Genomic DNA, 24,293 nt, shown 5'->3' with positions numbered 1-24,293 from the left:
GATGCGACAGAAAAAAACAGCCAATCGTGATCTGCCCCCCCGAATGATCCGGCGCACACGCAAAAGAAAAGGCGGTAAGACCTGGACGGGTTACTACTACAACGGCAGGGACGCCGATGGTAACCGCGTAGAGATCCCGCTCGGTGGCGATCTCGACGAAGCGAAGATCGAATGGGCACGGCTCGACCGTAAAGCGACACCCAAACCGGCCCATTTGATGGGCCGACTTTTTGACGACTACGAAAAGAAAGTGATCCCTACACTTAAGCCAGGCACCCAGAGTGACTATCTCAAGGGGCTGAAACAACTTCGCAAGGTGTTCGATGGTGACAAACCAGCCCCTATCGACGCCATGACCCCACAGGTGATAGCCCAATATCGAGACGCCCGCACGGCGAAGGTACGAGCCAACCGGGAGATAGCGCTGCTTTCAACCATGTTCACCTTCGCCCGCGAGTGGGGCCTGACCGACAAGGCAAATCCCTGCTTTGGTTTGCGCCGTAACAAGGAGATACCTCGGGATTTCTATGCAGGCGATATCATCTGGAACGCGGTATACGAGCAGGCCGGGCAGGATCTAAAAGACGCGATGGACCTCGCATATCTGACAGGTCAGCGCCCGGCTGACGTGCTGAAGGCATCAACTACCGACCTCAATCATGGCTTTCTGATGGTTGGCCAAGGCAAGACGGAAAAGCGCTTGCGGATCAGGCTCTACAACGGCAACAACGAGACAGACCTCTGCGTCTTCATCAACGGACTACTTGATCGGCGGGCCCAAGCCGGGACGAGGTCATCGATCCTGATCACAAACCAGAACGGCTTACGTATGAGCTACAACATGTTGCGAAACCGCTGGGACGAAGCCCGGGACAAGGCTGCGACGAAGGCTGCAACCTACGGTGACACCGAGCTGGCCATCACAATTAGGAAGTTTCAATTCAGGGACATCCGACCGAAGGCCGGCAGCGAAATCGAGGACATCAAGGATGCCAGTCGATTACTCGGTCACTCAACCGAGGAGATGACGAAGAAGGTATACCGGAGAGTTGGAGAGATAGTGAACCCTACTAAATAGGGCTCACTATTGTTCATGATTTCAGCTACAGCATAAGGCCTAACCAAGTGCCGGGCCGGGCCGAGGGGGACTCTCAACTACCACCTTACCCTTGCGATCTACTTTAACCACTCGGTAAGTATTCAACCACTCTTCAACTTCTGAATAGGGCACCCCCAGTGTCTTAGCGGTCTCAATGATGTTTTGTATCGGAGTATTGGTGTCCCTTACCAAGTGATGAACGTAGGATTTATTATTCAGTGGGCCAGTTTCAATCACTGGCTCAGCACTCATAGAAACCCTGCTTTCTAATTCTCTCACTCGACTCGACAGCATCCTGGTATTCGCGAGAATTTCACCTAGGATGCTATCTCCAGATCTCGGTTCAACATCAGCTTCCTGTGGAGTTTTAGCCAAAGCCTCTGCAAATGATTTTTCGAAATTTGGCCAGTAAGTATCAAATACTTGTCTTAGTATCCGTTCATCTAAGCGCGCCCCTTCAAGGCAACCATTCAGCGAACTAGTCAAACCCCACATTGAGGTGCGATCAGGCGTCGTGTGGTTGAACTGAGCCAAGGGGTCTTCAATGTCGGAGGGAGCCAAGTCAATTAGAAACGTGCAGACACGATTCGTGCTCAGCCCCTTCGCCAAAGCACCTGTTTCGAAAAGTATCCATGGTTTGTTCTTATTTTCTTGCGTCAAACACACAATGCCGGCTGCCGTCTCCCTGAGCTGATCAGAGATTTCAGAAAACCAGATCGCGCCTTTATCAATATCGCGCGTCGAAATCCACGGCTGTGACGCCTGCAGGACGCATTTGATCCAGTCACTTAGAAGCTCGGCTACAACCTTGCTCCGAAGGCCAGACCAGCTAACAAATACTTTCATGATCCCTACCTGCTCCACTCCCCTAAAGCGTCAATATGGCACGACGCCAGCAGAAAAACACCTGTCGCGACATTCGTGCCACAGGTATCAGCTCGACGTTACGGCTACTACCAAGTAAACCTAAACGCCATCAATGAAGCACTGGTTGCGGAACGCCCGTGAATAATTGCGGAACACCCCACTTTTTCACAGGCAAGAAAAAACCCCGTAGATCACTGATCTACGGGGTTTTTAATAGTGGAGGCCGAGGTCGGAATCGAACCGGCGTAGGTGGATTTGCAATCCACTGCATAACCATTTTGCTACTCGGCCTCAAAACATTCGTTATCAGTAGCACAACAACAAATGCGTTTTAAACTTGGAGCGGGAAACGAGACTCGAACTCGCGACCCCGACCTTGGCAAGGTCGTGCTCTACCAACTGAGCTATTCCCGCTTGGTGATGCGCATTCTATAGAATTAAGAAGCTCCGTCAACCCCTTGATTCAAAAAAGTTTTATTTCTTTTCAACATCGGTCTTCAGGTGCGGCCAGGCTGCGCGAAGGTATTGAACCATCGACCACAACGTCAGGCCAGCAGAGACCATCAGCAAGGCATAACCCAGAATAACCCAGAAACTGAAGTCCTTTGGATTGGCCAGCAGGATCACCAGTGCGAGCATCTGTGCGGCGGTTTTCCATTTACCGAGATTCGAAACGGCTACGTGAGCACGGGCGCCGAGCTCGGCCATCCATTCACGCAATGCCGACACCACAATCTCGCGACCGATGATGACAGCAGCCGGCAGAGTGAGCCAGAGATTGCCGTGTTCCTGGACCAGAAGCACCAGTGCCACTGCAACCATGAGTTTGTCGGCGACCGGATCGAGAAACGCACCGAACGGCGTGCTTTGCTCCAGACGGCGGGCCAGATAACCGTCCAGCCAATCCGTCGCTGCCGCAAAGGCAAACACCGAGGCGGAGGCCATGTAACTCCACTGATAAGGCAGATAGAACAGCAAAATGAAGATCGGAATGAGCAGGACGCGTAGAACGGTAATCAGATTAGGGATATTCATCGGCACAACTGGCTACGAGGTGAAGGGGCATTCTACTCGCTATGCAGGTTCGCATAAATCGACTCTGCGAGCTTTTTACTGATCCCCGGGGCTTTGGCGATCTCTTCGATGCTTGCACGAGACAGCTCTTGCAATCCACCAAAATGTTTCAACAAGTCGCGACGTCGGGTCGGCCCGACACCCGCAACGCCTTCCAGCGTTGACGTACGGCGGGTTTTGCCACGGCGTGCACGGTGTCCGGTAATTGCAAAGCGGTGAGCCTCATCGCGGATCTGTTGAATCAGGTGCAGCGCCGGCGAGTCGCCACGCAAAGTGAACTCATGTGCCGCATCATTCAGATACAACGTTTCGAAGCCAGCCTTGCGGGTAGCACCTTTGGCAACACCCAGCAGGATCAGATCCGGCACGGCCAACTCGTTGAGAACATCGCGAGCCATCGACAGTTGGCCCTTGCCACCGTCCACCAGCAAGATGTCCGGCAACTTGCCCTCACCGTCCTTGAGTTTGCTGAAGCGTCGCGTCAGCGCCTGATGCATGGCCGCATAGTCGTCACCTGCCGTGACACCTTCGATGTTGTAGCGCCGGTAGTCAGACTTGATTGCGCCTTCCGGGCCAAACACCACGCAGGACGCGACTGTTGCCTCACCACTGGAATGACTGATGTCATAGCATTCCAGACGCTGCGGCGGCTCATCCAGGTTCAACACTTCGGCCAAGGCCTCAAACCGCGCCGCGGTGTGTTGACGGTTGGCCAGGCGTGCGCCCAACGCTTGCTCGGCGTTGGTTACAGCCAGTTGCTGCCAGCGCGCACGCGTGCCGCGCACCCGATGACTGATGGCCAGTTCGCGGCCACGCAATTCATGGATCGCTTCGATCAACGTCGGGAAATCTTCGTGGACCACGTTGACGATCAGTTCGCTCGGCAAATCGCGCTCAGGGCTGCTGATGAAGTATTGGCCAAGAAATGCCGCCATGACCTCCGACACATCCTCTTCGATCCCGACTTGCGGAAAGAAATTCTTGCTGCCCAACACGCGTCCGCCACGGACACTGATCAAATGCACGCAGGCTCCGCCCGGATTGACGAATGCCGCGATGACATCGATGTCCCCCGTGCCGCCCTCCATGCTTTGCTGATCCTGGACCCGCCGCAACAGTGCAATCTGATCACGCAGTTCGGCGGCTCGCTCGAACTCCAGGTTGATCGCCGCCTCCTCCATCGCCGTCGACAGTTCGTTGGTCAGCGCATGGCTTCGGCCTTCAAGGAACATGACTGAGTGACGCACGTCTTCGGCATAAACCTCAGGCTCGACCAGTCCAACGCAAGGCGCTTTGCAGCGCTTGATCTGATATTGCAGGCATGGACGGGTACGGTTCTTGTAGTAGCTGTCTTCACACTGGCGAACGAAGAAGGTCTTTTGCAGGAGGCTCAGGCTTTCGCGTATGGCACCAGCGCTCGGATAGGGGCCGAAGTATTTGCCCTTGGCTTTTTTGGCGCCACGATGAATGCTCAGACGCGGGAATTGCCCGTCGGACAAAAATACGTAAGGGTAGGATTTATCGTCCCGCAACAGAATGTTGTACGGCGGCCGCCACTCTTTGATCAGCGTCTGTTCAAGCAGCAGCGCTTCGGTTTCATTGGCCGTGATGGTCGTTTCGACCTGTGCGATGCGACCCACCAACGCTGCGGTTTTTGGCGCCAGACCGGTTTTGCGAAAATAGCTGGCCAGGCGTTTTTTCAGGTTCTTGGCTTTGCCCACGTACAGCAGGCGCGCATCGCTGTCGAACATGCGATAGACGCCCGGGCGCCCACTGACTGTCGACAGAAAAGCGCCGGAATCGAATGTTTCAGTCATGGTCAGAGGCTGGCATCAACCATGCCGTGACGAACCGCCAACAGTGTCAACTCGACATCGCTGCTGATCGAAAGCTTCTCGAAAATACGGTAGCGATAGGTGTTCACGGTTTTCGGCGACAGACACAACTTGTCGGAAATGATCTGTACCTTCTGACAGCCGACAATCATCAAGGCGATTTGAATTTCCCGCTCGGACAAGGCATCGAAGGGAGAGTCGTTGGACGGCTGGAAGGACTTGATCGCCAATTGCTGGGCAATCTGCGGACTGATATAGCGTTGGCCGGCAAATACCAGGCGAATGGCCTGGACCATTTCCGGCAAACCCGCGCCCTTGGTCAGATACCCCGCGGCCCCCGCCTGCAGCAAGCGTGTCGGGAAAGGATCCTCCTCACACACGGTAACCGCGACCACCTTGATATCCGGATGACTGCGCAGCAATTTGCGCGTGGCCTCCAGGCCGCCGATGCCAGGCATCTTGACGTCCATCAGCACCACATCGGGTTTCAACTCTCGGGCCTTGATCAGGGACTCTTCCCCGGATTCGGCCTGGCCAACCACCTGCAAGCCATCGATATCGGCCAGCATACGTGTAATGCCTGTACGAACGAGATCATGGTCATCGACCACTAGCACCCTAATCAAGCAGACACCTCGCGATATGGTCATATTGGGATGCCGGACACCTTAGCAAAAAGTGCCACACAGACCTAGCGGAAAGCATCATTTAAAAAGTTTCAATTCATCATTGAAGGCTTGCGGGCCGTGGGTTTCAGAGCACAGCTGTACTGATATCAAGCTGCATTCGCAGAAAACACTCGTCCGCGCCGCGAACCTGTAGTCCTTTTCTTTCATACAAGTTTCTCGCCGGATTATTCTCGAATACGGTCAGTCGCAGCGCCGGGCGTCTTTCTTTGCGGGCCATGTCGATAACCTGATCGATCGCCCAGGAACCCGCGCCCCGGCCCTGAAACGCTTCAGCCACTTGCAGTTCACGGATGTACAACGCGCGCATATCACGGCTGAGGCTGAGAAAACCCACCGGCACATCACCCTGCACTATCAGCCAGTTCTGCCGCCCCGGCCACGCTACGTCAAACGCTTCGTCCTGCCATAACAAGTCATGGTGAATGTAATAGCGCAGCATGTTCTGACAGGTGAGATCGCGGGCAAACGCCAGATCTTCTGAAACCGCCCGTCGTAGCTGGAATGTCATGGGGTGCTCGTTACAGGAACAACCCGCCCCTGCCACACACCGTCGTTACGCTGAGCAACGACCAAAAGGTCGCCCGTCCCCGACGCTGCAACGATCAATGAACCGTCTTCAGACCAGATGCTACTGCGCCCCGCTGATTGCCACCCGCCGGTCAATCCGCCGTGATTGGCCATCAGCACAGCCATCTCGTGTTGCCTGGCATACCCCTGAAGGATCGCCGTGTCGGCTGCGTAACCTTTCTCGCTGATCAGTACGCCGGCGGCGTACAGGCCCACGCCTCGTGCTGCGGCAGTCGCTGCATGACTGGCATGAGAGAAGTCAGCGCAAACCGCCAACGCCACTGTCTCCTGGCCAATGTTCAGGGTCGCCCCTCCGAAGCCAGGGGCAAAGACAGCCTCCTCACCCGAGTGCAAATGCTGCTTGCTGTACACACCGAGCGAGCCATCCGCGCCCAGAACCAGAGCCCCGATCAGCACCGAAGCGCTGTGCTCCAGCCGAATCGGCATGCCGACGACGGCAGTCACGCCCAGCTCTCGGGCCAACGCCCTAAGGGGTTTCAGCACTGCATCTTGTGGGTCTATCGCCAAGGCTGCGGCCACCTTCCCTTCGTAGCCAGTCAGAGACAACTCAGGAAACGCCAGCAACTCGACACCCTGCTCCGCTGCAGTCTCGAAGAAGCGCTGATGCCGCGCAATGTTCCCGGAAAGATCACCGCCAATGGACAGGGTCTGGGCAGCAGCAATGGTCAGTGTCGACACGGTTCATCCTTGCTAAGCAAACGAAGTGCAGAGTGTCACAACTCCTGGACGACTCTAGCAATAGGCTTTTTGATGATTGGGCGATAGCAATTTCTGATTGCTGAGGCGTAGCGGCCTCTAGTAAGCTCGGCCCATTCATCGGAGACAGACCATGTTCAACGCCCTCTCACAGCTTCGTACCGCCAGCGCCCAGCGCTCGGTTTCGGCTGCCCGGGTGAATGACGTTTGCGCTCCGGCCAGCTTTTATTTTGGGTATTGGTTTAGCCACTGGCGCGCCTGATACCCAAACGGCGCCCATAACAACGGGTCGCCTACCAGAGAATTCTCAACCCCCGGTCGGCCTCCCGACCGGGGGTTTTGTTTTTTCAGCCCCAATTTTTTCAGCAATACACCAGACACTTTGAGGAATCACGAAATGAACTACGCCACTTATTACCGTCACGACAGCTTTAGCGCCTGGCGATTTACCAGCTTCCGCTCGGGACAGCCTGCCGCCTCCGATCGGTCACCTACAGGTGGCAAGCACACACATGTAGCCAATACGGCCAATTGTCGAACACCCCAGTAGGGCCGAGCGAGCGGGAAGCACCCGCCGCCAGCCCAGGAAGACCGAATATGAACTCGTCCGTTTCTGCTCTGCCACTGTCCACTCTGAACCCTGCCAACGAAGCGTTGACTCTGCGTCTACCCAGTTCGTTGCAACTCAAACAGCAATTGCCCCTGAGCAATGCCTTGAGCCAGCAAGTCAGCGCCCACCGCCAGGCGGTTCGCGCCATTCTCAATGGTCAAGACCCGCGACTGCTGGTCATCGTCGGCCCCTGCTCTATCCACGATCCTCGATCCGCACTCGAGTACGCCGGCAAACTCGCTCGACTGGCTGAAAAAGTCAGCGGCGAAATGCTGTTGGTGATGCGGGCCTACGTCGAAAAACCGCGCACCACCGTTGGCTGGAAAGGCCTGGCCTACGACCCGCATCTGGACGGCAGTGATGACATGGCTGGCGGCCTGACCTTGTCGCGCGAGCTGATGCTGGAAATGATCCGCCTCGGCTTGCCCGTGGCCACAGAACTGCTGCAACCCATGGCCGCTGGCTACTTCGATGACCTGCTGAGCTGGGTGGCCATTGGCGCGCGCACCACTGAATCGCAGATCCACCGGGAAATGGCCAGTGGATTGAACATGCCCGTCGGCTTCAAGAACGGCACCGACGGCGGCGCAGCCATTGCCGTTGACGCCATGCGTTCGGCAGCCCACCCACACCGGCATTTCGGCGTCGACAGCCAGGGGCACCCGGCCGTTATTCAAACGCCAGGCAACCCTGACACCCATCTGGTGCTGCGCGGAGGCCATAAAGGACCGAACCATTATCGCGGGAGCGTGGCGAATATCCACGCGGACCTCAACCGACTGAAGATACCGAGCCGGATCATGGTCGATTGCAGCCACGCCAACAGCGGCAAGGACCCATTGCGTCAGCCAGACGTCTTCAACGACGTACTTGAGCAACGCTTGCAAGGTGATCGCGCACTGATCGGCATGATGCTCGAATCTCATTTGTTCGAAGGCTGCCAACCGCTGAGCGAATCCCTGCGTTACGGGGTGTCGATTACCGATGGCTGCCTCGGTTTCAGTGCAACGGAACACTTGCTCCTTGACGCCGCGCAGCGACTTGCCGCGCACGCCGGAAACTGACAGCAAGGCCTGCCCTCCGGACTCATGAAAACCGGAGGGTTCAGCCCATTACCGCTATGCCTCCACTCGTAACTGCACTACCGCCGATTCCTGGCTGACATCGTCCTGACGTTCAACCGTATAAGCCACACGTACGGTTGTGCCATGGTGCTCTCGCCAGAACCGGTGCGGCACAATAAAGATCAGCGGCTTTCCCGCCGTCTCCCGAGTGATTTCCCGGTCATCCCGGTGATTGAAAAGATCCCCGTCACACTTGAGATACACCAACTCACCTTCCTGGGTCTGAGCATTGCCGATCACGATGGTGACACCTTCGATCGAGTTTTCGTTGAGCAGCACGTTATCTTCGGCTTCAAGCACGTCTGGAGCGTCCAGCTCACCACGCAATAATGGCGTGACGAGAATTCTTGCCGTCTCGGATTCCCGAACCACCCCGCCGGCTTGTTCGACAAGGTAGCGCACCATCACCTCGCCACCGAGATGTGCGGCTATGTGCGCCCCGTCGACCCAGAACGACAGCACATCCGCAACAGCGAAGGCTTCGACCTTCAAGCTGTCGCTGAACGTTGCAGGCAATGCGTTTGCCCCCCATAGCAACGTAACCCGGTCTCCCGCCGCCATTCGAGCGTAAGGCTGGAGCATAATCAGCGTGCCGTCCGTCACCCGCGCCGGGTCCAGCGTGCCACCGATAGCCCCCTCGACAATCGGAGCCAGCAATAGCGGCCGCGTATCCCCCACAGACAATTGCACGCGCGCAGATAACGCGGGGCCGGACGCCCTCGCACTGAGCAGATTCCAGTAGACCTCCAGCGAGCCACCATCCAGCGCTGCGATATGCATGCCTTTGATAACAAAGACGACATCCTTGCCAACCTGGGCTTCGCTGACAAAGCGAATCATCTCGTGTTGATAAGCGAAGCCTTCTATATCCAGACCGTCCCAGATCAACTGAATCTGATCGCCACAGGCCATGCCTGAATAAGGCGCGATACGGACAACGACCTTGCCCAGTGAAGGATCAAGTACCGCACCCTCCAGACAATCAACGGTTGCCGCTGGCAGCAGTTCGTTCGATTCACAAGAACTGACGGGATGGCGCATCCGGTAGCAAAACTCGACTTCGTGCGTGTTCATTAGTGATTCCATTCCTTGGAAATAACGCCGCACTCATGGACGGCGTCGACAGCCAACATTGAACGCGATCCCTCACATTTTCGATGTCAGCCCCATCCACCGCGGGTATCCGGCAAAAGCATCGCACTGAGTAGGCAAACTGCACGCCGCCGCCATCAATCAAGCGAAAGATGGCTGCAACTTCCGAAACGGATTTCATAAGTATCTGAAAATTCGTACAGCCACTAGTCCAGATTCAACGGCCAAGAGAAGCCGCTTCTTACTTCTTCAACAGGATGAGTGTTTTAGAGTGACCTCCTTATTCCCCGATGAACTTCTGTGAAAAAGGTAAGAACATGCAACGGAATGCTTCAACTCGCTATCCCGTCCTGTTAGTGCACGGCCTGTTCGGATTCGAGCGTATCGGTCATTTCGAGCTGTTCCATGACGTAAAAGACGCTTTGAAAACAGCCGGGAGCCGGGTATTTGTTCCACATCTGTCTGCCACCCATAAAAATGAAGCACGGGGTGAGCAACTGCTCGCACAGATTGATCGTGTCCTGCGAGGTACAGGTGCCGACAAAGTCAACCTCATCGGCCACAGCCAGGGAGCATTGGCGGCTCGATACGCTGCGGCGCTCGCGCCACACACCGTCGCCTCGGTGACATCTGTCAGCGGCCCGAACCACGGCTCGGAACTGGCGGACTTTCTGCGCAAGGCGCTGGTACCCGGACGACTGCCGGAAGCGGTTGCGCACAATGTGGCAACGCTGTTTGCCAACTTTCTTTCATTGCTCAGTGGCAGTTTGACGTTGCCGCAGAACGCGCTGGCGGCGCTCAATGCGCTGACGACCGAAGGGGTCGGCAGTTTCAACGACAAGTTTCCACAGGGACTGCCTGCCACCTGGGGCGGACACGGGCCAGAACAGGTCAACGGCGTTCGTTACTACTCGTGGAGCGGCGTCGTACCGACAAACAGTCCGTTGACACTCGATCCGACCCAGGACATTTGCCAAGCGCTATCGCAATACTTCATGACCGAGACGCAGCAGAACGACGGTTTCGTCGGCCGCTTCAGTTCGCACTTGGGGCAGGTGATCCGCTCCGACTATCCGCTGGATCATCTGGGCAGCCTGCGTCGCACGCCCCGCACAGTCACCGCCCAGCCCGACCCGGTTGAACTGTATGTCGAACATGCTGAACGTCTGCGAGCCGCGAATCTCTGATCAAAGCCACGGACCACTGAACGGAACTTTGCCGAGAATTCGCCCACTGAATCCGGTAGGCTCCACACTTTACTGAAATAGATTGGAGAGTTTCCCCATGGCTAAAGCCACTGCCCGCCACATCCTGGTTTCCAGCGAAGACAAGTGCAACGAACTCAAGGCCCAGATCGAAGGCGGCGCTGATTTCGCCGAAGTCGCCAAAGCCAACTCCACCTGCCCATCGAGCCGTCAGGGCGGTGATCTGGGTTCGTTCGGTCCTGGCCAGATGGTCAAGGAATTCGATACCGTGGTCTTCAGCGCACCGATCAATGTCGTGCAAGGTCCGGTGAAAACCCAGTTCGGTTACCACCTGCTTGAAGTCACTAGCCGTCAGGATTGATCCGACGCCTGATTGCTTGCCAACGGCCCGCCTTCTGGTGGGCCGTTGTGTTTCAGTTACATATACGGCTGGCGACTGACGCGCCTCTCGCGTACAACTTGCGCATATCGATTTCCCGGTTCCAAGGCTGACAATGCGACTGGTTTTCCCCACTTTGATGCTCACCGCCCTCGCCCTGCTGATGGGTGCCACGGGGGCGAGCGCTGCACCGCAACATGCGTTGACCGTTTATGGTGAACCTGCCAAGTACCCTGCCGGTTTCAGTCATTTCGACTACACCAACCTGCAAGCGCCCAAGGGCGGGACGATGCGCCGCTCGGCCATCGAGATCGGCCACTTCGACCATATCCTTCCCTATATCGACAAGGGCATCGGCGTCACTCAGATCGATGGCTTGCTCTATTCGCCGCTGGCCCAGCGTTCGCTGGATGAGCCTTACACCGTTTATGGCCTGGTCGCGCAAAAGATGGAGCGCTCGGACGACGGACTGTCGCTGCGGTTCTTCATCAATCCCAAGGCGCGCTTCGCCGATGGCAAAGCGATTACCGCCGAAGACGTGCGTTACTCCTACGATTTATTGATGACCCAGGGCAGCCTGCGTTATCGCACTCAATTTGCTGACGTCAAAGGCGTCGAAGTGGAAGCACCGCTGATCGTACGCTTCGACTTCAAGAGCAATGAAAACCGCACCCTGCCACTGGACGTCGCGACCCTGCCGGTATTCCCCGAGCATTGGTGGAAGAGCCGCGACTTCGCCGGTGGCGGCGGTTATGAGCCGCCCTTGGGCAGCGGCCCCTATCGAGTCGGCAAAGTCGATTCCGGTCGCAGCATCATGTTTGAGCGCAACGCCGACTGGTGGGGCAAGGATTTGCCGGTCAGTCGTGGCCTGTACAACTTCGACCACTTCAGCATCGAGTACTTCGGGGATACCGACGTCGCCCGCCAAGTGCTGCGCGGTGGCGCTTATGACTACAACCGCGAGTTCTCGGCCACCGGCTATTCAATCGGCTACGACAGCCCGGCGCTGAGCGATGGGCGTTTGCAAAAGGCGCATCTGGCCACTGAGGCGCCGCAGTCGGCCCAAGGGTTTGTGTTCAATCTGCAGAAACCGATGTTCGCCGATCGCCGCGTGCGCCAGGCCTTGGCCATGCTCTGGGATTTCGAGTGGAGCAACCGGCAAATGATGCGCGGCATGTATATCCGCCAACAAAGCTACTTTTCCAACACGCAACTGGCGGCAAGCGAGCTGCCCGATGCGCAGGAACTGAAAATCCTCGAACCGCTGCGCGGTCAGGTTCCCGACGAAGTCTTCAGCAAAGTCTTTGAAGCGCCGAAAACCGATGGCAGTGGCCTGATCCGCGACAAGCAGCTGCAAGCCCTCGAATTGCTCGAACAGGCGGGCTGGAAACCGGATGGCGATCAGCTGGTGAATGCCCAGGGCGAACCGCTGAGCTTCACCTTCCTGGTCAGCCAGAACGGTATGGATCGCTTGTTGCTGCCGTACAAACGCACGCTGAAACAGATCGGCATCGACCTTAACATTCGCCGCATCGACTCCTCGCAATACGTCAATCGCCTGATGAGCCGTGACTACGACATGATTGTCACCGGTTATCCGGTCAGTACTTCCCCGGGGGGCGAATTGCTCAATTACTTCGCCTCCGCATCGGCCAACGACCCGGGCGCTAACAACTACATGGCGTTGAAAAACCCGGCGGTGGATACGCTGATCAATGGCCTGATACGTGCATCCACGCAGTCGGACATGTTGCATTACGCGCATGCCCTGGACCGGGTACTGCAATGGAATTACTACTGGATTCCCAACTACTATCCACCGGGTACTTCGACTGTCTGGTGGAACCGCTTCGGCATACCGTCAGTGCAGGCCAGCAATGACGAAGCCATCGAGAGCTGGTGGGAAATCAGCAGCACCCCGCTGACCAATCAGCAGATGACCGCCGAGAAAATCGCCCGTGGCAGACCCGGAGGGCCGCACTGATGTGGGGTTACATACTGCGGCGTCTGCTGCTGATCATCCCGACGCTGGTGATCATTCTGCTGGTCAATTTCGTGATCATCCAGGCCGCGCCCGGTGGCCCGGTGGAACAGGCCATCGCCCACCTGCAAGGGATCGGCGGCGCCAGTGTCGGCGGCGGTGCCAGCGAAACCATGAGCGGCACTTCCCGCGCCAGTCGCGGCCTCGATCCGCAACTGATCAAGGACATCGAAAAACAGTACGGCTTCGACAAACCGGCCCACGAACGCTTGTGGCTGATGTTGAAGAACTATGCGCAACTGGATTTCGGCAAAAGCTTCTTCCGTGGCGCCACGGTCACCGACCTGATCCTGGAAAAAATGCCGGTGACCATTTCCCTCGGATTGTGGGCGACGCTGATCACTTATCTGGTGTCGATCCCGCTGGGAATCCGCAAGGCCGTGCACCATGGCAGTCATTTCGATATCTGGAGCAGCACAGCGATCATCATCGGCTACGCGATGCCGGCGTTTCTGTTTGCGATGTTCCTGATCGTTGTGTTTGCCGGCGGCACCTCGCTGAACTGGTTTCCGGTGCGCGGGCTGGTGTCGGACAACTTCGAATCGCTGTCGACCCTCGGCAAGATTGCCGACTACTTCTGGCACCTGGTGCTGCCGGTGACGGCGCTGGTGATTGGTGGTTTCGCCACGCTGACGATCCTGACGAAAAACTCGTTTCTCAATGAAATCACTCGCCAGTACGTGGTGACCGCGCGCGCCAAAGGCCTGAGCGAACGTCGCGTGCTGTATGGCCATGTGTTCCGCAACGCGATGCTGCTGGTGGTGTCGGGCATTCCGCAGGCATTCATCAGTGTGTTCTTCGCCGGTTCCTTGCTGATTGAAGTGATCTTCTCTCTCGACGGCCTCGGGCGCATGAGCTACGAAGCCGCGGTTTCGCGGGATTACCCGGTGGTGTTTGGTTCATTGTTCATCTTTACCCTCTTCGGCCTGCTGATAAAACTGGTGGGGGATCTGTGTTACACGCTGGTCGATCCACGCATCGACTTCGCCGCGAGGAATGCCTGATGTTCAAGCTCTCGCCTCTGGGTCGTCGGCGCTTCGAGCGCTTCAAGAGAAACCGCCGTGGCTGGTGGTCGCTGTGGCTGTTTATCGGCCTGTTCGTGGTGACACTGGGCGGTGAATTGATTGCCAATGACAAGCCCTTGGTCGTCAGTTATCAGGGCCAATGGTACTTCCCGGTACTCAAGCGCCACACCGAGCAGGAGTTCGGCGGACAACTGCCGTTCCAGGCCGATTATCGCAGCGACTATGTGCAGAACCTGATTCGCAAGGACGGTGGCTGGCTGCTGTTCCCGCCGATTCCATTCAGTGACGACACGCCGAACTACGACCTCAACAAACCGGCACCGAGCCCGCCTACGTCGGTCAACTGGCTGGGCACTGACGATCAGGCGCGAGACGTGCTCGCGCGGGTGATTTTCGGTGCACGGGTGTCGATTCTGTTTGCCTTGATGCTGACCTTTGTCAGCGCCCTGATCGGCATCGCCGCCGGGGCATTGCAGGGCTATTACGGCGGTTGGGTCGACCTGCTCGGGCAACGCTTGCTGGAAGTCTGGTCGGGGCTGCCGGTGTTGTACCTGTTGATCATTCTCTCCGGTTTCGTCGAGCCGAATTTCTGGTGGCTGCTGGGGATCATGGCGCTGTTTTCATGGCTGGCACTGGTGGATGTGGTGCGCGCCGAGTTCCTGCGCGGACGCAACCTGGAGTACGTCAAAGCCGCCCGCGCGCTGGGCCTGAGCGATCGCAAGGTGATTTTCCGGCACATTCTGCCCAACGCCATGAACGCGACACTCAGCTATTTGCCGTTCATTCTGACCGGGGCGATTTCCACCCTCACCGCACTGGATTTCCTCGGTTTCGGCATGCCCGCCGGCAGCGCCTCGCTGGGTGAGTTGATCGGTCAGGGCAAACAGAATCTGCAAGCTCCGTGGCTCGGGTTGACGGCGTTTTTCACCCTGGCGCTGATCCTTTCTTTATTGGTGTTCATCGGCGAAGCGTTGCGTGACGCGTTCGACCCTCGATCCTGAAGCGTGGCCATGACTGACAACCTGATTGAAATCCGTAACCTCAACGTTGCCTTCCACGGCCAGGCCGTGGTGCGTGATCTGTGCCTGAACATCCGCCCCGGCGAGTGTCTGGCGCTGGTTGGCGAGTCGGGCTCGGGCAAATCGGTGACCGCCCATTCGATTCTGCAATTGCTGCCGCAAAGCGAAGCGCAAACCACTGGCAGCATTCGCTATCGCGGACAGGAATTGATCGGTGCCGATCCCAAGGTCTTGCGCGAACTGCGTGGCAACCGCATCGCCATGATTTTTCAGGAGCCGATGACCTCGCTCAATCCGCTGCACACCATTGAAAAGCAGATCGGCGAAACCTTGCTGCTGCACCGTGGCCTCGGCGGCAAAGCGGCGCAGGCGCGGATCCTCGAACTGCTGGGACTGGTGGGTATCCAGAAACCCAAAGAGCGACTCAAGGCTTACCCGCATCAACTCTCCGGCGGCCAACGGCAACGGGTGATGATCGCCATGGCCCTGGCCTGCGAACCAGAGCTGTTGATCGCCGACGAACCGACCACGGCGCTCGATGTGACGGTGCAGCGCAAGATCCTGCTGCTGCTCAAATCCCTGCAGCAACGCCTGGGCATGTCGCTGCTGCTGATCAGCCACGATCTCAATCTGGTGCGCAGCATTGCCCAGCGCGTGTGCGTGATGAAGGCCGGCGAGATCGTCGAACAGGCACCGTGCGAAACCCTGTTTACCGAGCCGAAGCATCCTTACAGCTGCGTGCTGCTCAACGCCGAGCCCGAAGGCGAAGCCCTGCCCCGCGATGAGCGCGAAAACGTGCTGGAGGTCGATGATCTGAAGGTTGAGTTTGTCGTCGGCGGCGGTCTGTTCCAGCGCAAGCAATACCTGCGGGCGGTGGACGGCATCAGCCTGAGTATCCAGCGTGGCAAGACGCTGGGCATCGTCGGTGAATCCGGTTCCGGCAAGTCGACGCTGGGCCAGGCGATCCTGCGTTTGCTCGACTCCGAAGGCAGCATACGTTTTCAGGGCGAGGCACTTGACGGCCTCAATCAGAAACAGATGCGCCCCTGGCGTCGACAGATGCAGGTGGTGTTTCAGGATCCGTTTGGCAGCCTCAGCCCGCGCATGTCAGTCGCGCAGATCATCAGCGAAGGCCTGGAAGTGCATTGCGAGTCGACGGCTGATGAATGCGATGAGCAAGTGATCCGCGTACTGAAAGAAGTCGGCCTTGATCCGCAAAGTCGCCATCGCTATCCCCACGAGTTTTCCGGTGGCCAGCGCCAGCGCATCGCCATCGCCCGGGCACTGGTGTTGAAACCGGCGCTAATCCTGCTCGACGAGCCGACTTCAGCGCTGGATCGTACGGTGCAAAAACAAGTGGTCGCCCTGCTCCGTCAGCTTCAGGAAAAACACGGTTTGACCTATCTGTTCATCAGCCATGACCTGGCGGTGGTGCGCGCGCTGGCCCACGACATGATCGTGATCAAGGACGGCAAAGTGGTCGAGCGTGGCGCCAGTCATGAGGTGTTCGATGCGCCGCAGCATCCGTACACCAAAGAGCTGTTGGCGGCGGCGCATCCGGGGTAGGCATAATCGGGGATCGACTTGGAACCGAGTCGCGGCCATCGCTGGCAAGCCAGCTCCCACAAGGGGCTGCGGCGTCCACGCTATGTGTAGACGACCGAGAACCCTGTGGGAGCTGGCTTGCCAGCGAAGATGCCCGCATCAACAACTCAAAATCCGGACCAGCCGCCAGATGAACACCACCGAAAGCCTCAAGGACTACCAACGGGTGCGCACCCTGGCGATCCGTTCGCTGTTCGAGATCATCGAGCAATCCAGCGAAGGCACGGTGATTGTCGACCGCGATGCCAACATCGTCTGGATGAACGAGCGCTACGCCCGGCGTTTCGGTCTTGAATCGGCGGCAAGCGCCATCGGCAAGCCCTGTGAAAGCGTGATCCCCGGCAGTCTGTTGCGCGAGGTGGTGCGTACCGGTCGGCCCATTCTTCTGGACATGCAGGACACCCCGAAAGAGCCTTTGGTGGTGATGCGCCTGCCGATTCACGATGACGCCGGCACGGTGATCGGCGCGATCGGATTTGCCCTGTTCGACGAGTTGCGCACGTTGTCGCCGATGCTCAAACGCTACTTGAGCATGCAGGAAGAACTGGCCTCGACCCGTTCTCTGCTGCGCGCCCGACAGACCAAATACAACTTCGCCCATTTCATCGGCACCAGCGCCGCCAGCCTTGAAGTCAAACGCCGTGCCCGGCGCAGTGCCAGCGCCGAGTCACCGGTGTTGCTGCTTGGCGAAACCGGCACCGGCAAAGAATTGCTGGCCCAGGCCATACACAGCGCCTCACCACGAGCACACAAAGCATTCGTCAGCATCAACAGCGCGGCGATTCCCGAGGCACTGCTGGAGGCGGAATTTTTTGGCACGGCACCGGGCGCGTTCACCGGCGCCGACCGCAAGGGCCGCACCGGCAAGTTGCAGATCGCTCAGGGCGGCACGTTGTTTCTCGACGAAATTGGCGACATGCCGCTGCCCTTGCAGAGCAAACTGCTGCGCGTGTTGCAGGAAAAGGAGTTCGAGCCGGTCGGCTCAAACGAGGTGATTCAGAGCGATGTGCGCGTGATTGCCGCCACCTCGACCGATCTGCAAGCGGCGATCAAACGTGGAGAGTTCCGCGCCGATTTGTACTATCGCCTGAATGTGTTGCCGATTCAGGTGCCACCATTGCGTGAACGTCTTGATGATCTGCCGGCACTCAGCGAAGCGATTCTGGAAGAGCTGCGCAGTCAGCACGAGCTGCACCGTGATGCACTGGCGTTGCTCGGGCAGCACGCCTGGCCGGGAAACATTCGCGAGCTACGCAATGTGCTGGAACGGGCGGCGTTGCTCAGTGATGACTTGATGCTGACCGAGCAGGATATTCGTGCGGCGATTGGCACGTTGACGCCGGTTGAGCGTGCCTCGCTGCCGACGATGGAGGCGCTGGCTGACGAGACTTTTGCTCAGGCGCGGGAGCGGTTTGATCGACAACTGATTCAGGCGGCTCTTGCGCAATGTGCGGGGAACGTGCCGGAAGCGGCGGCTCGGTTGGGGCTTGGGCGTTCGACGTTGTACAAGAAAATGGTGGCGCTGGGAATCGCCTGAATCTCTAAATAGAGACAATGATCTCTTTCTATAGATCGATTGTTTGAAGATCAAAAGATCGCAGCCTTCGGCAGCTCCTACCGGGGAAATTCGCGTCCGCACTGTAGGAGCTGCCGAAGGCTGCGATCTTTTCGGCTTAACCCGGTCTCTAAAATGAGACAAAACACCTGAAACCCCTTCAAACCAATCAGTAACTTCCTTATATTTCAATGACTTAAACATCTGGCACAGATCTCGCTAACGCCTCTCCCACACCCGTTCCACCCACAAAAATAACAATTCTGGAGAGACACACCATGAGTGTGATCATTGCCTTGGCAGCCCTGGCGCTGCTGATGCTGGCTGCCTACCGTGGCTACAGCGTTATCCTCTTCGCGCCGATTGCCGCCCTCGGCGCTGTCCTGCTCACTGACCCCTCCGCCGTCGCGCCTGCGTTCACCGGGGTGTTCATGGAGAAAATGGTCGGTTTCATCAAACTGTATTTCCCTGTGTTCCTGCTCGGTGCGGTGTTCGGCAAGTTGATCGAACTGTCGGGCTTCTCACGCTCGATCGTTGCCGCCGCCATTCGCCTGCTCGGCACCAAACAGGCGATGCTGGTGATCGTGCTGGTCTGCGCCCTGCTTACTTATGGCGGCGTGTCGCTGTTCGTGGTGGTCTTTGCGGTTTACCCGTTTGCTGCCGAGATGTTCCGCCAGAGCAATATTCCCAAACGGCTGATCCCGGCGACCATCGCTTTGGGCGCGTTTTCTTTCACCATGGACGCCCTGCCCGGCACGCCGCAGATCCAGAACATCATCCCCAGCACGTTCTTCAATACCACCGCGTGGGCGGCGCCCTGGCTGGGCGTGATCGGCACGATTTTCGTGTTTTGCACCGGCATGCTGTTTCTGCAGCGCCAGCGCAACAAGGCCCAGCGTGCCGGCGAAGGTTACGGCACTGAACTGCGTAACGAGCCGGAAACCGCTGAGGATCTGAAGCTGCCGAACCCATGGATTGCCCTTTCGCCGTTGTTGGCGGTGGGCATCATGAACTTGCTGTTCACCCAATGGATTCCGCAGTGGTACGGCAAGACCCACAGCCTCTCACTGCCGGGCATGGCCACGCCGGTCACCACCGAGATCGCCAAACTGACGGCGATCTGGGCGGTGCAGGCGGCGTTGCTGGTCGGCATTCTGATGGTGCTGGCGTTCGGCTTTCAGGCGATTCGCAGCAAGCTCGCTGAAGGCAGCAAAAGCGCGGTGAGCGGCGCGTTGCTGGCGGCGATGAACACCGCGTCGGAATACGGCTTTGGCGCGGTGATCGCTTCGCTGCCGGGCTTCCTGGTCCTGGCCGACTGGCTCAAGCAGATTCCCGATCCACTGGTCAACGAAGCCATCACCGTGACGCTGCTGGCCGGTATCACCGGCTCCGCATCAGGCGGCATGAGCATTGCGCTGGCGGCGATGTCCGAACAATTCATTGCCGCAGCCCACGCCGCGAACATTCCGCTGGAAGTGCTGCACCGCGTTGCCGCGATGGCCAGTGGCGGCATGGACACCCTGCCGCACAACGGCGCGGTCATCACCTTGCTCGCGGTGACGGGCCTGACCCACCGCGAAGCCTATAAAGACATTTTCTGTATTACGCTGATCAAGACCCTGGCGGTTTTCGTCGTGATCGGCACTTTCTACGCCACTGGCATTGTGTGAGGTATTCATGACCACTCTTTCCGGCAAGACTGCACTGGTAACCGGCTCCACCAGCGGCATTGGCCTGGGCATCGCACTGAGCTTGGCCAAGGCTGGCGCGAACCTGATTCTCAACGGCTTTGGCGACGCGTCCAAAGTCATCGCCGAGGTCGGGCAATTCGGCGGCAAGGTCGGCCATCATCCGGCCGATGTCAGTGACCCGGCGCAGATCGCCGACATGATCAATTACGCCGAGCGCGAGTTCGGCGGCGTCGACATTCTGGTCAACAACGCCGGCATCCAGCATGTCGCCGCCGTAGAAGACTTTTCCGTCGAACGTTGGGATTCGATCATCGCGATCAACCTGTCTTCGGTGTTTCACAGCACACGCTTGAGCCTGCCGGGAATGCGCGCCAAAGGTTGGGGGCGGATCATCAATATCGCCTCGGTGCATGGCCAGGTCGGTTCGACCGGCAAAGCGGCTTATGTGGCCGCCAAGCACGGCGTGATCGGCTTGACCAAAGTGGTTGGCCTGGAAACCGCGACCAGCAACGTCACCTGCAACGCAATCTGCCCGGGCTGGGTGTTGACGCCGCTGGTGCAGAAGCAGATCGATGACCGCGCGGCCAAGGGTGTCGATCCGCAGCAGGCGCAGCATGATTTGCTGGCCGAAAAACAACCGTCGCTGGAGTTCGTCACACCGCAGCATCTGGGTGAGCTGGTGTTGTTTTTGTGCAGCGAAGCTGGCAGCCAGGTGCGTGGGGCGGCGTGGAATATTGATGGTGGCTGGCTGGCCCAATAGCACAGCCATCCCCCTTCTGTGGGAGCGAGCCTGCTCGCGAAAGCGCTGGGTCAGCCAATGAAGTCGTTGAATGCACGGACGTCTTCGCGAGCAGGCTCGCTCCCACAGGTGTTATGTGTGCGCTCGACCTTGTGCATGAATAAAACAAGAGGCAACCAATGTCCGACATCCTCTGGCAACCCGACGCCAACCGTATCGCCCAATCGCGCATGGACACCTTCCGCCGCGCGGTCAATCAACGCCATCATCTGAAACTCGACGACTACCCGGCCCTGCACCAATGGAGCGTCGAACAGCGCGAGGCGTTCTGGCAGGCGATCGTCGATTTCTTTGATATCCGCTTCTACACGCAAGCGGATGCCGTGCTGCGCGAAGGCTCACACATGCCCGACGCCGAATGGTTCCCCGGTGCCACGCTGAACTTCGCCGAACACTTGCTGCGCCGTCGCGACGATGCTGTGGCTGTAGTGAGCGTGGCGGAAAACGGCCAGCGCGAGCAACTGACCTGGGCCGAACTCGCCGGACAGGTTGCCGGCTTTCAGGCGAGCTTGCAGGCCGCCGGCGTTGGCCTCGGCGACCGCGTCGCCGCGTGCATGCCGAATACCTGGCAGACGCTGGTGGCGATGCTGGCCACCACTAGCCTCGGCGCAATCTGGTCGTGCTCCTCGCCGGATTTCGGCACCCACGGGGTGATCGACCGCTTCGGCCAGATCGAGCCCAAGGTCCTGATCACCTGCGCCGCTTATCGCTATGCCGGTAAAACGATCGACCAGACTGCCAAGATCAACGCAATACTCGATCAACTGCCAACGCTCAGGCAGTTGATCATCGTGCCTTACGCCCAGCCGCAGGCCCACGTCGAGGCTTACAAGACTCACGCCGAAGTGACGGTGTGGGATGACTTCTATCAAGCCGGCGGCGAACCGGATTTCGTTCCGGTGCCGTTCAACCATCCGCTGTACGTGCTGTACTCCAGTGGTACCACTGGCGTACCCAAATGCATCGTTCACAGCACGGGCGGCGTGCTGGTGCAACACGTCAAGGAACACGGCCTGCATTGCGATCTCGGCCCGGGGGACCGCTTGTTTTACTACACGACCTGCGGCTGGATGATGTGGAACTGGCTGGTTTCGGCCCTCGCAGTCGGCAGTGCCGTGGTGCTGTACGACGGCTCGCCGTTTCACCCGGACAACCAGCGTTTGCTCGACTTGATCGACGACGAACGCATCAGTGTGTTCGGCACCAGTCCCAAGTTTCTCGCGACCCTGGAAAGTAGCGGCGCGAAACCCCGCGACAGTCATGATCTGGGTAGCCTGAGAACCTTGCTGTGCACCGGCTCGGCGCTGTCGCCGCAAAGCTACGACTTCGTTTATCGCGACTTCAAACCCGATGTGTGCCTGGCGTCAATGTCGGGCGGCACCGATATCGTCTCGTGTTTCGTCAATGCCAATCCGCTGACCTCAGTGCGGCGCGGCGAGATCATGGGCAAGAGCCTGGGCATGGCGGTTGAAGTCTGGAACGACGCCGGCCAACCCGTGGTTGGCGAAAAAGGCGAACTGGTTTGCACCCGGCATTTCCCGGCCATGCCGATTGGCCTGTGGAATGACCCGGACGGATCGAAACTGCGGCAATCTTATTTCAGCCTGTTTCCCGGGGTCTGGGCCCAGGGCGATTACGCCGAGCAACGGGCTCACGGCGGGATGCTCATCCATGGCCGCTCCGACGCCGTACTCAATCCGGGTGGCGTGCGTATTGGCACGGCGGAGATTTACCGCCAGGTCGAGAAAGTCAGCGAAGTGCTGGACAGCGTCGCCATCGGTCAGCAGTGGCAGGATGACGTACGGGTGGTGCTGTTTGTCAGGTTGCGCGATGGCCTGGAACTCGATGACGCGCTGGAGCAACGCATCCGTCAGGTGATCCGCGCCAACACCACCCCACGACATGTGCCGGCGAAGATCGTTGCGGTGACGGACATTCCACGCACCATCAGCGGCAAGATTGTCGAGCTTGCGGTGCGCGAGGTGGTGCATGGACGGCCGGTGAAAAACACCGATGCGCTGGCCAATCCCGAAGCGCTGGAACAGTTTCGGGATCGCTGCGAGTTGCAAACCTAGAATGACTGCTCTGCAAGGACCCGCGAGTGCGCAATACGATGGATGTCGAGCCTCATAACCACACGTTCGACCCTCGTATTCGCGCCCCGTCTGCCGTTTGAATGGGGCGCTTCAGTCCATCAGCCCCCAATCACTGCTTGACGGGCTGACCTTGCCGACGGTCTCTCGATGCAGCTTTATCCTCAACTTCAAATTATTGGCCGAATCGGAATATTTCAACGCTTCCTCCTCATTGATCGCGCCCTCTTCGACCAATTCGAACAACGACTGATCAAACGTCTGCATACCCGCCTCCCCGGACTTTTCCATCATCGCTTTGAGATCGCCCAATTCATTGTGGCGTATCAGATCACTGATAGTCGGTGTCCCCAACAACACCTCCACTGCCGCCCTTCTCTGCCCACCCTCCGTCCTGACAAGACGTTGCGAGACGCAGGCTTTCAGGTTGTTGCCTAACGTCTGCAACAATTGCGGCCGCCGCTCTTGCGGGAACATATTGATGATTCGATCCAACGCCTGATTGGCGTTAATCGCGTGCAACGTCGAGAGCACCAGATGCCCGGTATCGGCGAACGCCAAGGCATGTTCCATGGTTTCGCGGTCACGGATTTCGCCGATCAGCACCACATCCGGGGCCTGACGCAGAGTGTTTTTCAACGCAGCGTGGAAGCTGCGCGTATCGACCCCGACTTCACGCTGATTGATGATCGAGCGCTGGTGGCGATGGATGTACTCGATCGGGTCCTCGATAGTGATGATATGCCCGGTGCTATGGCGATTGCGGTGGTCGATCAGTGCGGCCAGCGACGTCGATTTACCGGAGTCGGTGGCCCCGACAAAGAGGATCAGCCCTTGCTTGAGCATAACGGTGTCGAGCAGTACTGCCGGCAGTTTCAGATCGGCGAAACGCGGGATGTCGAGTTTGACGTTGCGAATGACGATCGATACATCGTTGCGCTGCTTGAAGATGTTCACACGAAAACGCCCGATGCCCGCTCGCGAAATCGCCAGGTTCATTTCCAGATCCCGGTCGAACTCCCGCCGTTGCTCGGCGTCCATCAAGGAGGCAGCGATGGCGGCGGTTTCACCGTTCTTGAACGGCTGTTCGCTCAACGCTGTAAGCACGCCGTCGACGCGCGCACTTGGCGGTGCCCCCGTGGAGAGAAACAGGTCGGAACCGTTTTTATTGGACAAAATAGACAACAGCGCATCGATTTCCATGGCA

The 24,293-nt window shown here is 58.2% G+C and carries 20 protein-coding genes and 2 tRNA genes; 12 read left to right on the top strand and 10 right to left on the bottom strand.

What is annotated here, in order from left to right; translation table 11 throughout:
- Position 1 precedes the first annotated feature (1 nt).
- A complete protein-coding gene (locus RMV17_RS12565) occupies positions 2-1,078 on the top strand; it encodes a tyrosine-type recombinase/integrase (protein ID WP_311886703.1) in 1,077 nt (358 codons plus the stop codon).
- A gap of 39 nt (positions 1,079-1,117) precedes the next feature.
- Here RMV17_RS12565 and RMV17_RS12560 read toward each other — a convergent pair whose 3' ends face one another.
- The 8 genes from RMV17_RS12560 to RMV17_RS12525 all read right to left on the bottom strand — a co-directional run bounded on the left by RMV17_RS12560 (position 1,118) and on the right by RMV17_RS12525 (position 6,830).
- Positions 1,118-1,945 (bottom strand): hypothetical protein, encoded by an 828-nt coding sequence (locus RMV17_RS12560; protein WP_311886702.1) that lies wholly within the window; start codon positions 1,943-1,945, stop codon positions 1,118-1,120.
- Positions 1,946-2,183: 238 nt separating this feature from the next.
- A tRNA-Cys gene (locus tag RMV17_RS12555) sits at positions 2,184-2,257 on the bottom strand.
- A 47-nt stretch (positions 2,258-2,304) separates the two neighbouring features.
- Positions 2,305-2,380, bottom strand: a tRNA-Gly gene (locus RMV17_RS12550).
- A gap of 60 nt (positions 2,381-2,440) precedes the next feature.
- Positions 2,441-3,001 (bottom strand): CDP-diacylglycerol--glycerol-3-phosphate 3-phosphatidyltransferase, encoded by a 561-nt coding sequence (gene pgsA / locus RMV17_RS12545; protein ID WP_007950102.1) that lies wholly within the window; start codon positions 2,999-3,001, stop codon positions 2,441-2,443.
- Positions 3,002-3,033: 32 nt separating this feature from the next.
- Positions 3,034-4,857 (bottom strand): excinuclease ABC subunit UvrC, encoded by a 1,824-nt coding sequence (gene uvrC, locus RMV17_RS12540; protein WP_311886701.1) that lies wholly within the window; start codon positions 4,855-4,857, stop codon positions 3,034-3,036.
- Between the two features lie 2 nt (positions 4,858-4,859).
- The gene (uvrY, locus tag RMV17_RS12535; protein ID WP_016984198.1) at positions 4,860-5,501 is read right to left on the bottom strand and encodes a UvrY/SirA/GacA family response regulator transcription factor; all 642 of its coding nucleotides are present in this window, start codon (positions 5,499-5,501) and stop codon (positions 4,860-4,862) included.
- A gap of 127 nt (positions 5,502-5,628) precedes the next feature.
- A complete protein-coding gene (locus RMV17_RS12530; protein ID WP_034154275.1) occupies positions 5,629-6,072 on the bottom strand; it encodes an N-acetyltransferase in 444 nt (147 codons plus the stop codon).
- Positions 6,069-6,830 carry a carbon-nitrogen hydrolase family protein gene (locus RMV17_RS12525; protein WP_311886700.1) on the bottom strand — a complete coding sequence of 254 codons (762 nt, stop codon included), beginning with the start codon at positions 6,828-6,830 and terminating at the stop codon, positions 6,069-6,071. The genes RMV17_RS12530 and RMV17_RS12525 overlap by 4 nt, the downstream gene beginning before the upstream one ends.
- A 615-nt stretch (positions 6,831-7,445) precedes the next feature.
- Between RMV17_RS12525 and RMV17_RS12520 the strand changes: the two genes are divergently transcribed.
- Positions 7,446-8,522, top strand: a complete 1,077-nt coding sequence (locus RMV17_RS12520; protein WP_311886699.1) for a 3-deoxy-7-phosphoheptulonate synthase — start codon at positions 7,446-7,448, stop codon at positions 8,520-8,522.
- A 54-nt stretch (positions 8,523-8,576) separates the two neighbouring features.
- On the opposite strand, the gene RMV17_RS12515 is transcribed toward RMV17_RS12520, so the two are convergent.
- Positions 8,577-9,656 (bottom strand): hypothetical protein, encoded by a 1,080-nt coding sequence (locus RMV17_RS12515; protein ID WP_311886698.1) that lies wholly within the window; start codon positions 9,654-9,656, stop codon positions 8,577-8,579.
- Between the two features lie 335 nt (positions 9,657-9,991).
- Between RMV17_RS12515 and RMV17_RS12510 the strand changes: the two genes are divergently transcribed.
- The 10 genes from RMV17_RS12510 to RMV17_RS12465 all read left to right on the top strand — a co-directional run bounded on the left by RMV17_RS12510 (position 9,992) and on the right by RMV17_RS12465 (position 23,068).
- Positions 9,992-10,861 (top strand): triacylglycerol lipase, encoded by an 870-nt coding sequence (locus RMV17_RS12510; protein WP_311886697.1) that lies wholly within the window; start codon positions 9,992-9,994, stop codon positions 10,859-10,861.
- A gap of 97 nt (positions 10,862-10,958) precedes the next feature.
- The gene (locus RMV17_RS12505; protein ID WP_007912303.1) at positions 10,959-11,240 is read left to right on the top strand and encodes a peptidylprolyl isomerase; all 282 of its coding nucleotides are present in this window, start codon (positions 10,959-10,961) and stop codon (positions 11,238-11,240) included.
- A 133-nt stretch (positions 11,241-11,373) separates the two neighbouring features.
- On the top strand, positions 11,374-13,242 hold the full coding sequence (locus RMV17_RS12500) for an extracellular solute-binding protein (protein WP_311886696.1): 1,869 nt from the start codon (positions 11,374-11,376) through the stop codon (positions 13,240-13,242).
- Positions 13,242-14,303, top strand: coding sequence for a microcin C ABC transporter permease YejB (locus tag RMV17_RS12495; protein ID WP_034154280.1), 1,062 nt, complete (start codon positions 13,242-13,244; stop codon positions 14,301-14,303). The genes RMV17_RS12500 and RMV17_RS12495 overlap by 1 nt, the downstream gene beginning before the upstream one ends.
- On the top strand, positions 14,303-15,325 hold the full coding sequence (locus RMV17_RS12490) for an ABC transporter permease (RefSeq protein ID WP_108226116.1): 1,023 nt from the start codon (positions 14,303-14,305) through the stop codon (positions 15,323-15,325). Before RMV17_RS12495 ends, RMV17_RS12490 begins: the two co-directional genes overlap by 1 nt.
- Positions 15,326-15,334: 9 nt before the next feature.
- Complete coding sequence (locus RMV17_RS12485; RefSeq protein ID WP_311886695.1) at positions 15,335-16,909, top strand: ABC transporter ATP-binding protein; 1,575 nt, start codon at positions 15,335-15,337, stop codon at positions 16,907-16,909.
- 169 nt (positions 16,910-17,078) lie between these two features.
- Complete coding sequence (locus RMV17_RS12480; RefSeq protein ID WP_311886694.1) at positions 17,079-18,485, top strand: sigma 54-interacting transcriptional regulator; 1,407 nt, start codon at positions 17,079-17,081, stop codon at positions 18,483-18,485.
- Positions 18,486-18,781: 296 nt separating this feature from the next.
- A complete protein-coding gene (locus RMV17_RS12475) occupies positions 18,782-20,173 on the top strand; it encodes a GntP family permease (protein WP_311886693.1) in 1,392 nt (463 codons plus the stop codon).
- A 7-nt stretch (positions 20,174-20,180) separates the two neighbouring features.
- Positions 20,181-20,954 carry a 3-hydroxybutyrate dehydrogenase gene (hbdH, locus tag RMV17_RS12470; protein ID WP_034154286.1) on the top strand — a complete coding sequence of 258 codons (774 nt, stop codon included), beginning with the start codon at positions 20,181-20,183 and terminating at the stop codon, positions 20,952-20,954.
- Positions 20,955-21,112: 158 nt separating this feature from the next.
- Positions 21,113-23,068, top strand: a complete 1,956-nt coding sequence (locus RMV17_RS12465; protein ID WP_311886692.1) for an acetoacetate--CoA ligase — start codon at positions 21,113-21,115, stop codon at positions 23,066-23,068.
- A 111-nt stretch (positions 23,069-23,179) separates the two neighbouring features.
- Here the strand turns inward: RMV17_RS12465 and RMV17_RS12460 are convergent, their stop codons facing one another.
- Entirely contained in the window at positions 23,180-24,289 is a 1,110-nt protein-coding gene (locus RMV17_RS12460) for a PilT/PilU family type 4a pilus ATPase (protein WP_311886691.1), read from the bottom strand.
- Between the last annotated feature and the right edge of the window lie 4 nt (positions 24,290-24,293).

The sequence above is a fragment of the Pseudomonas sp. VD-NE ins genome, from assembly GCF_031882575.1.
In the GTDB taxonomy this organism is placed as follows: domain Bacteria; phylum Pseudomonadota; class Gammaproteobacteria; order Pseudomonadales; family Pseudomonadaceae; genus Aquipseudomonas; species Aquipseudomonas fluorescens_BZ.
This window is presented reverse-complemented; position numbering and strand designations above follow the sequence as displayed.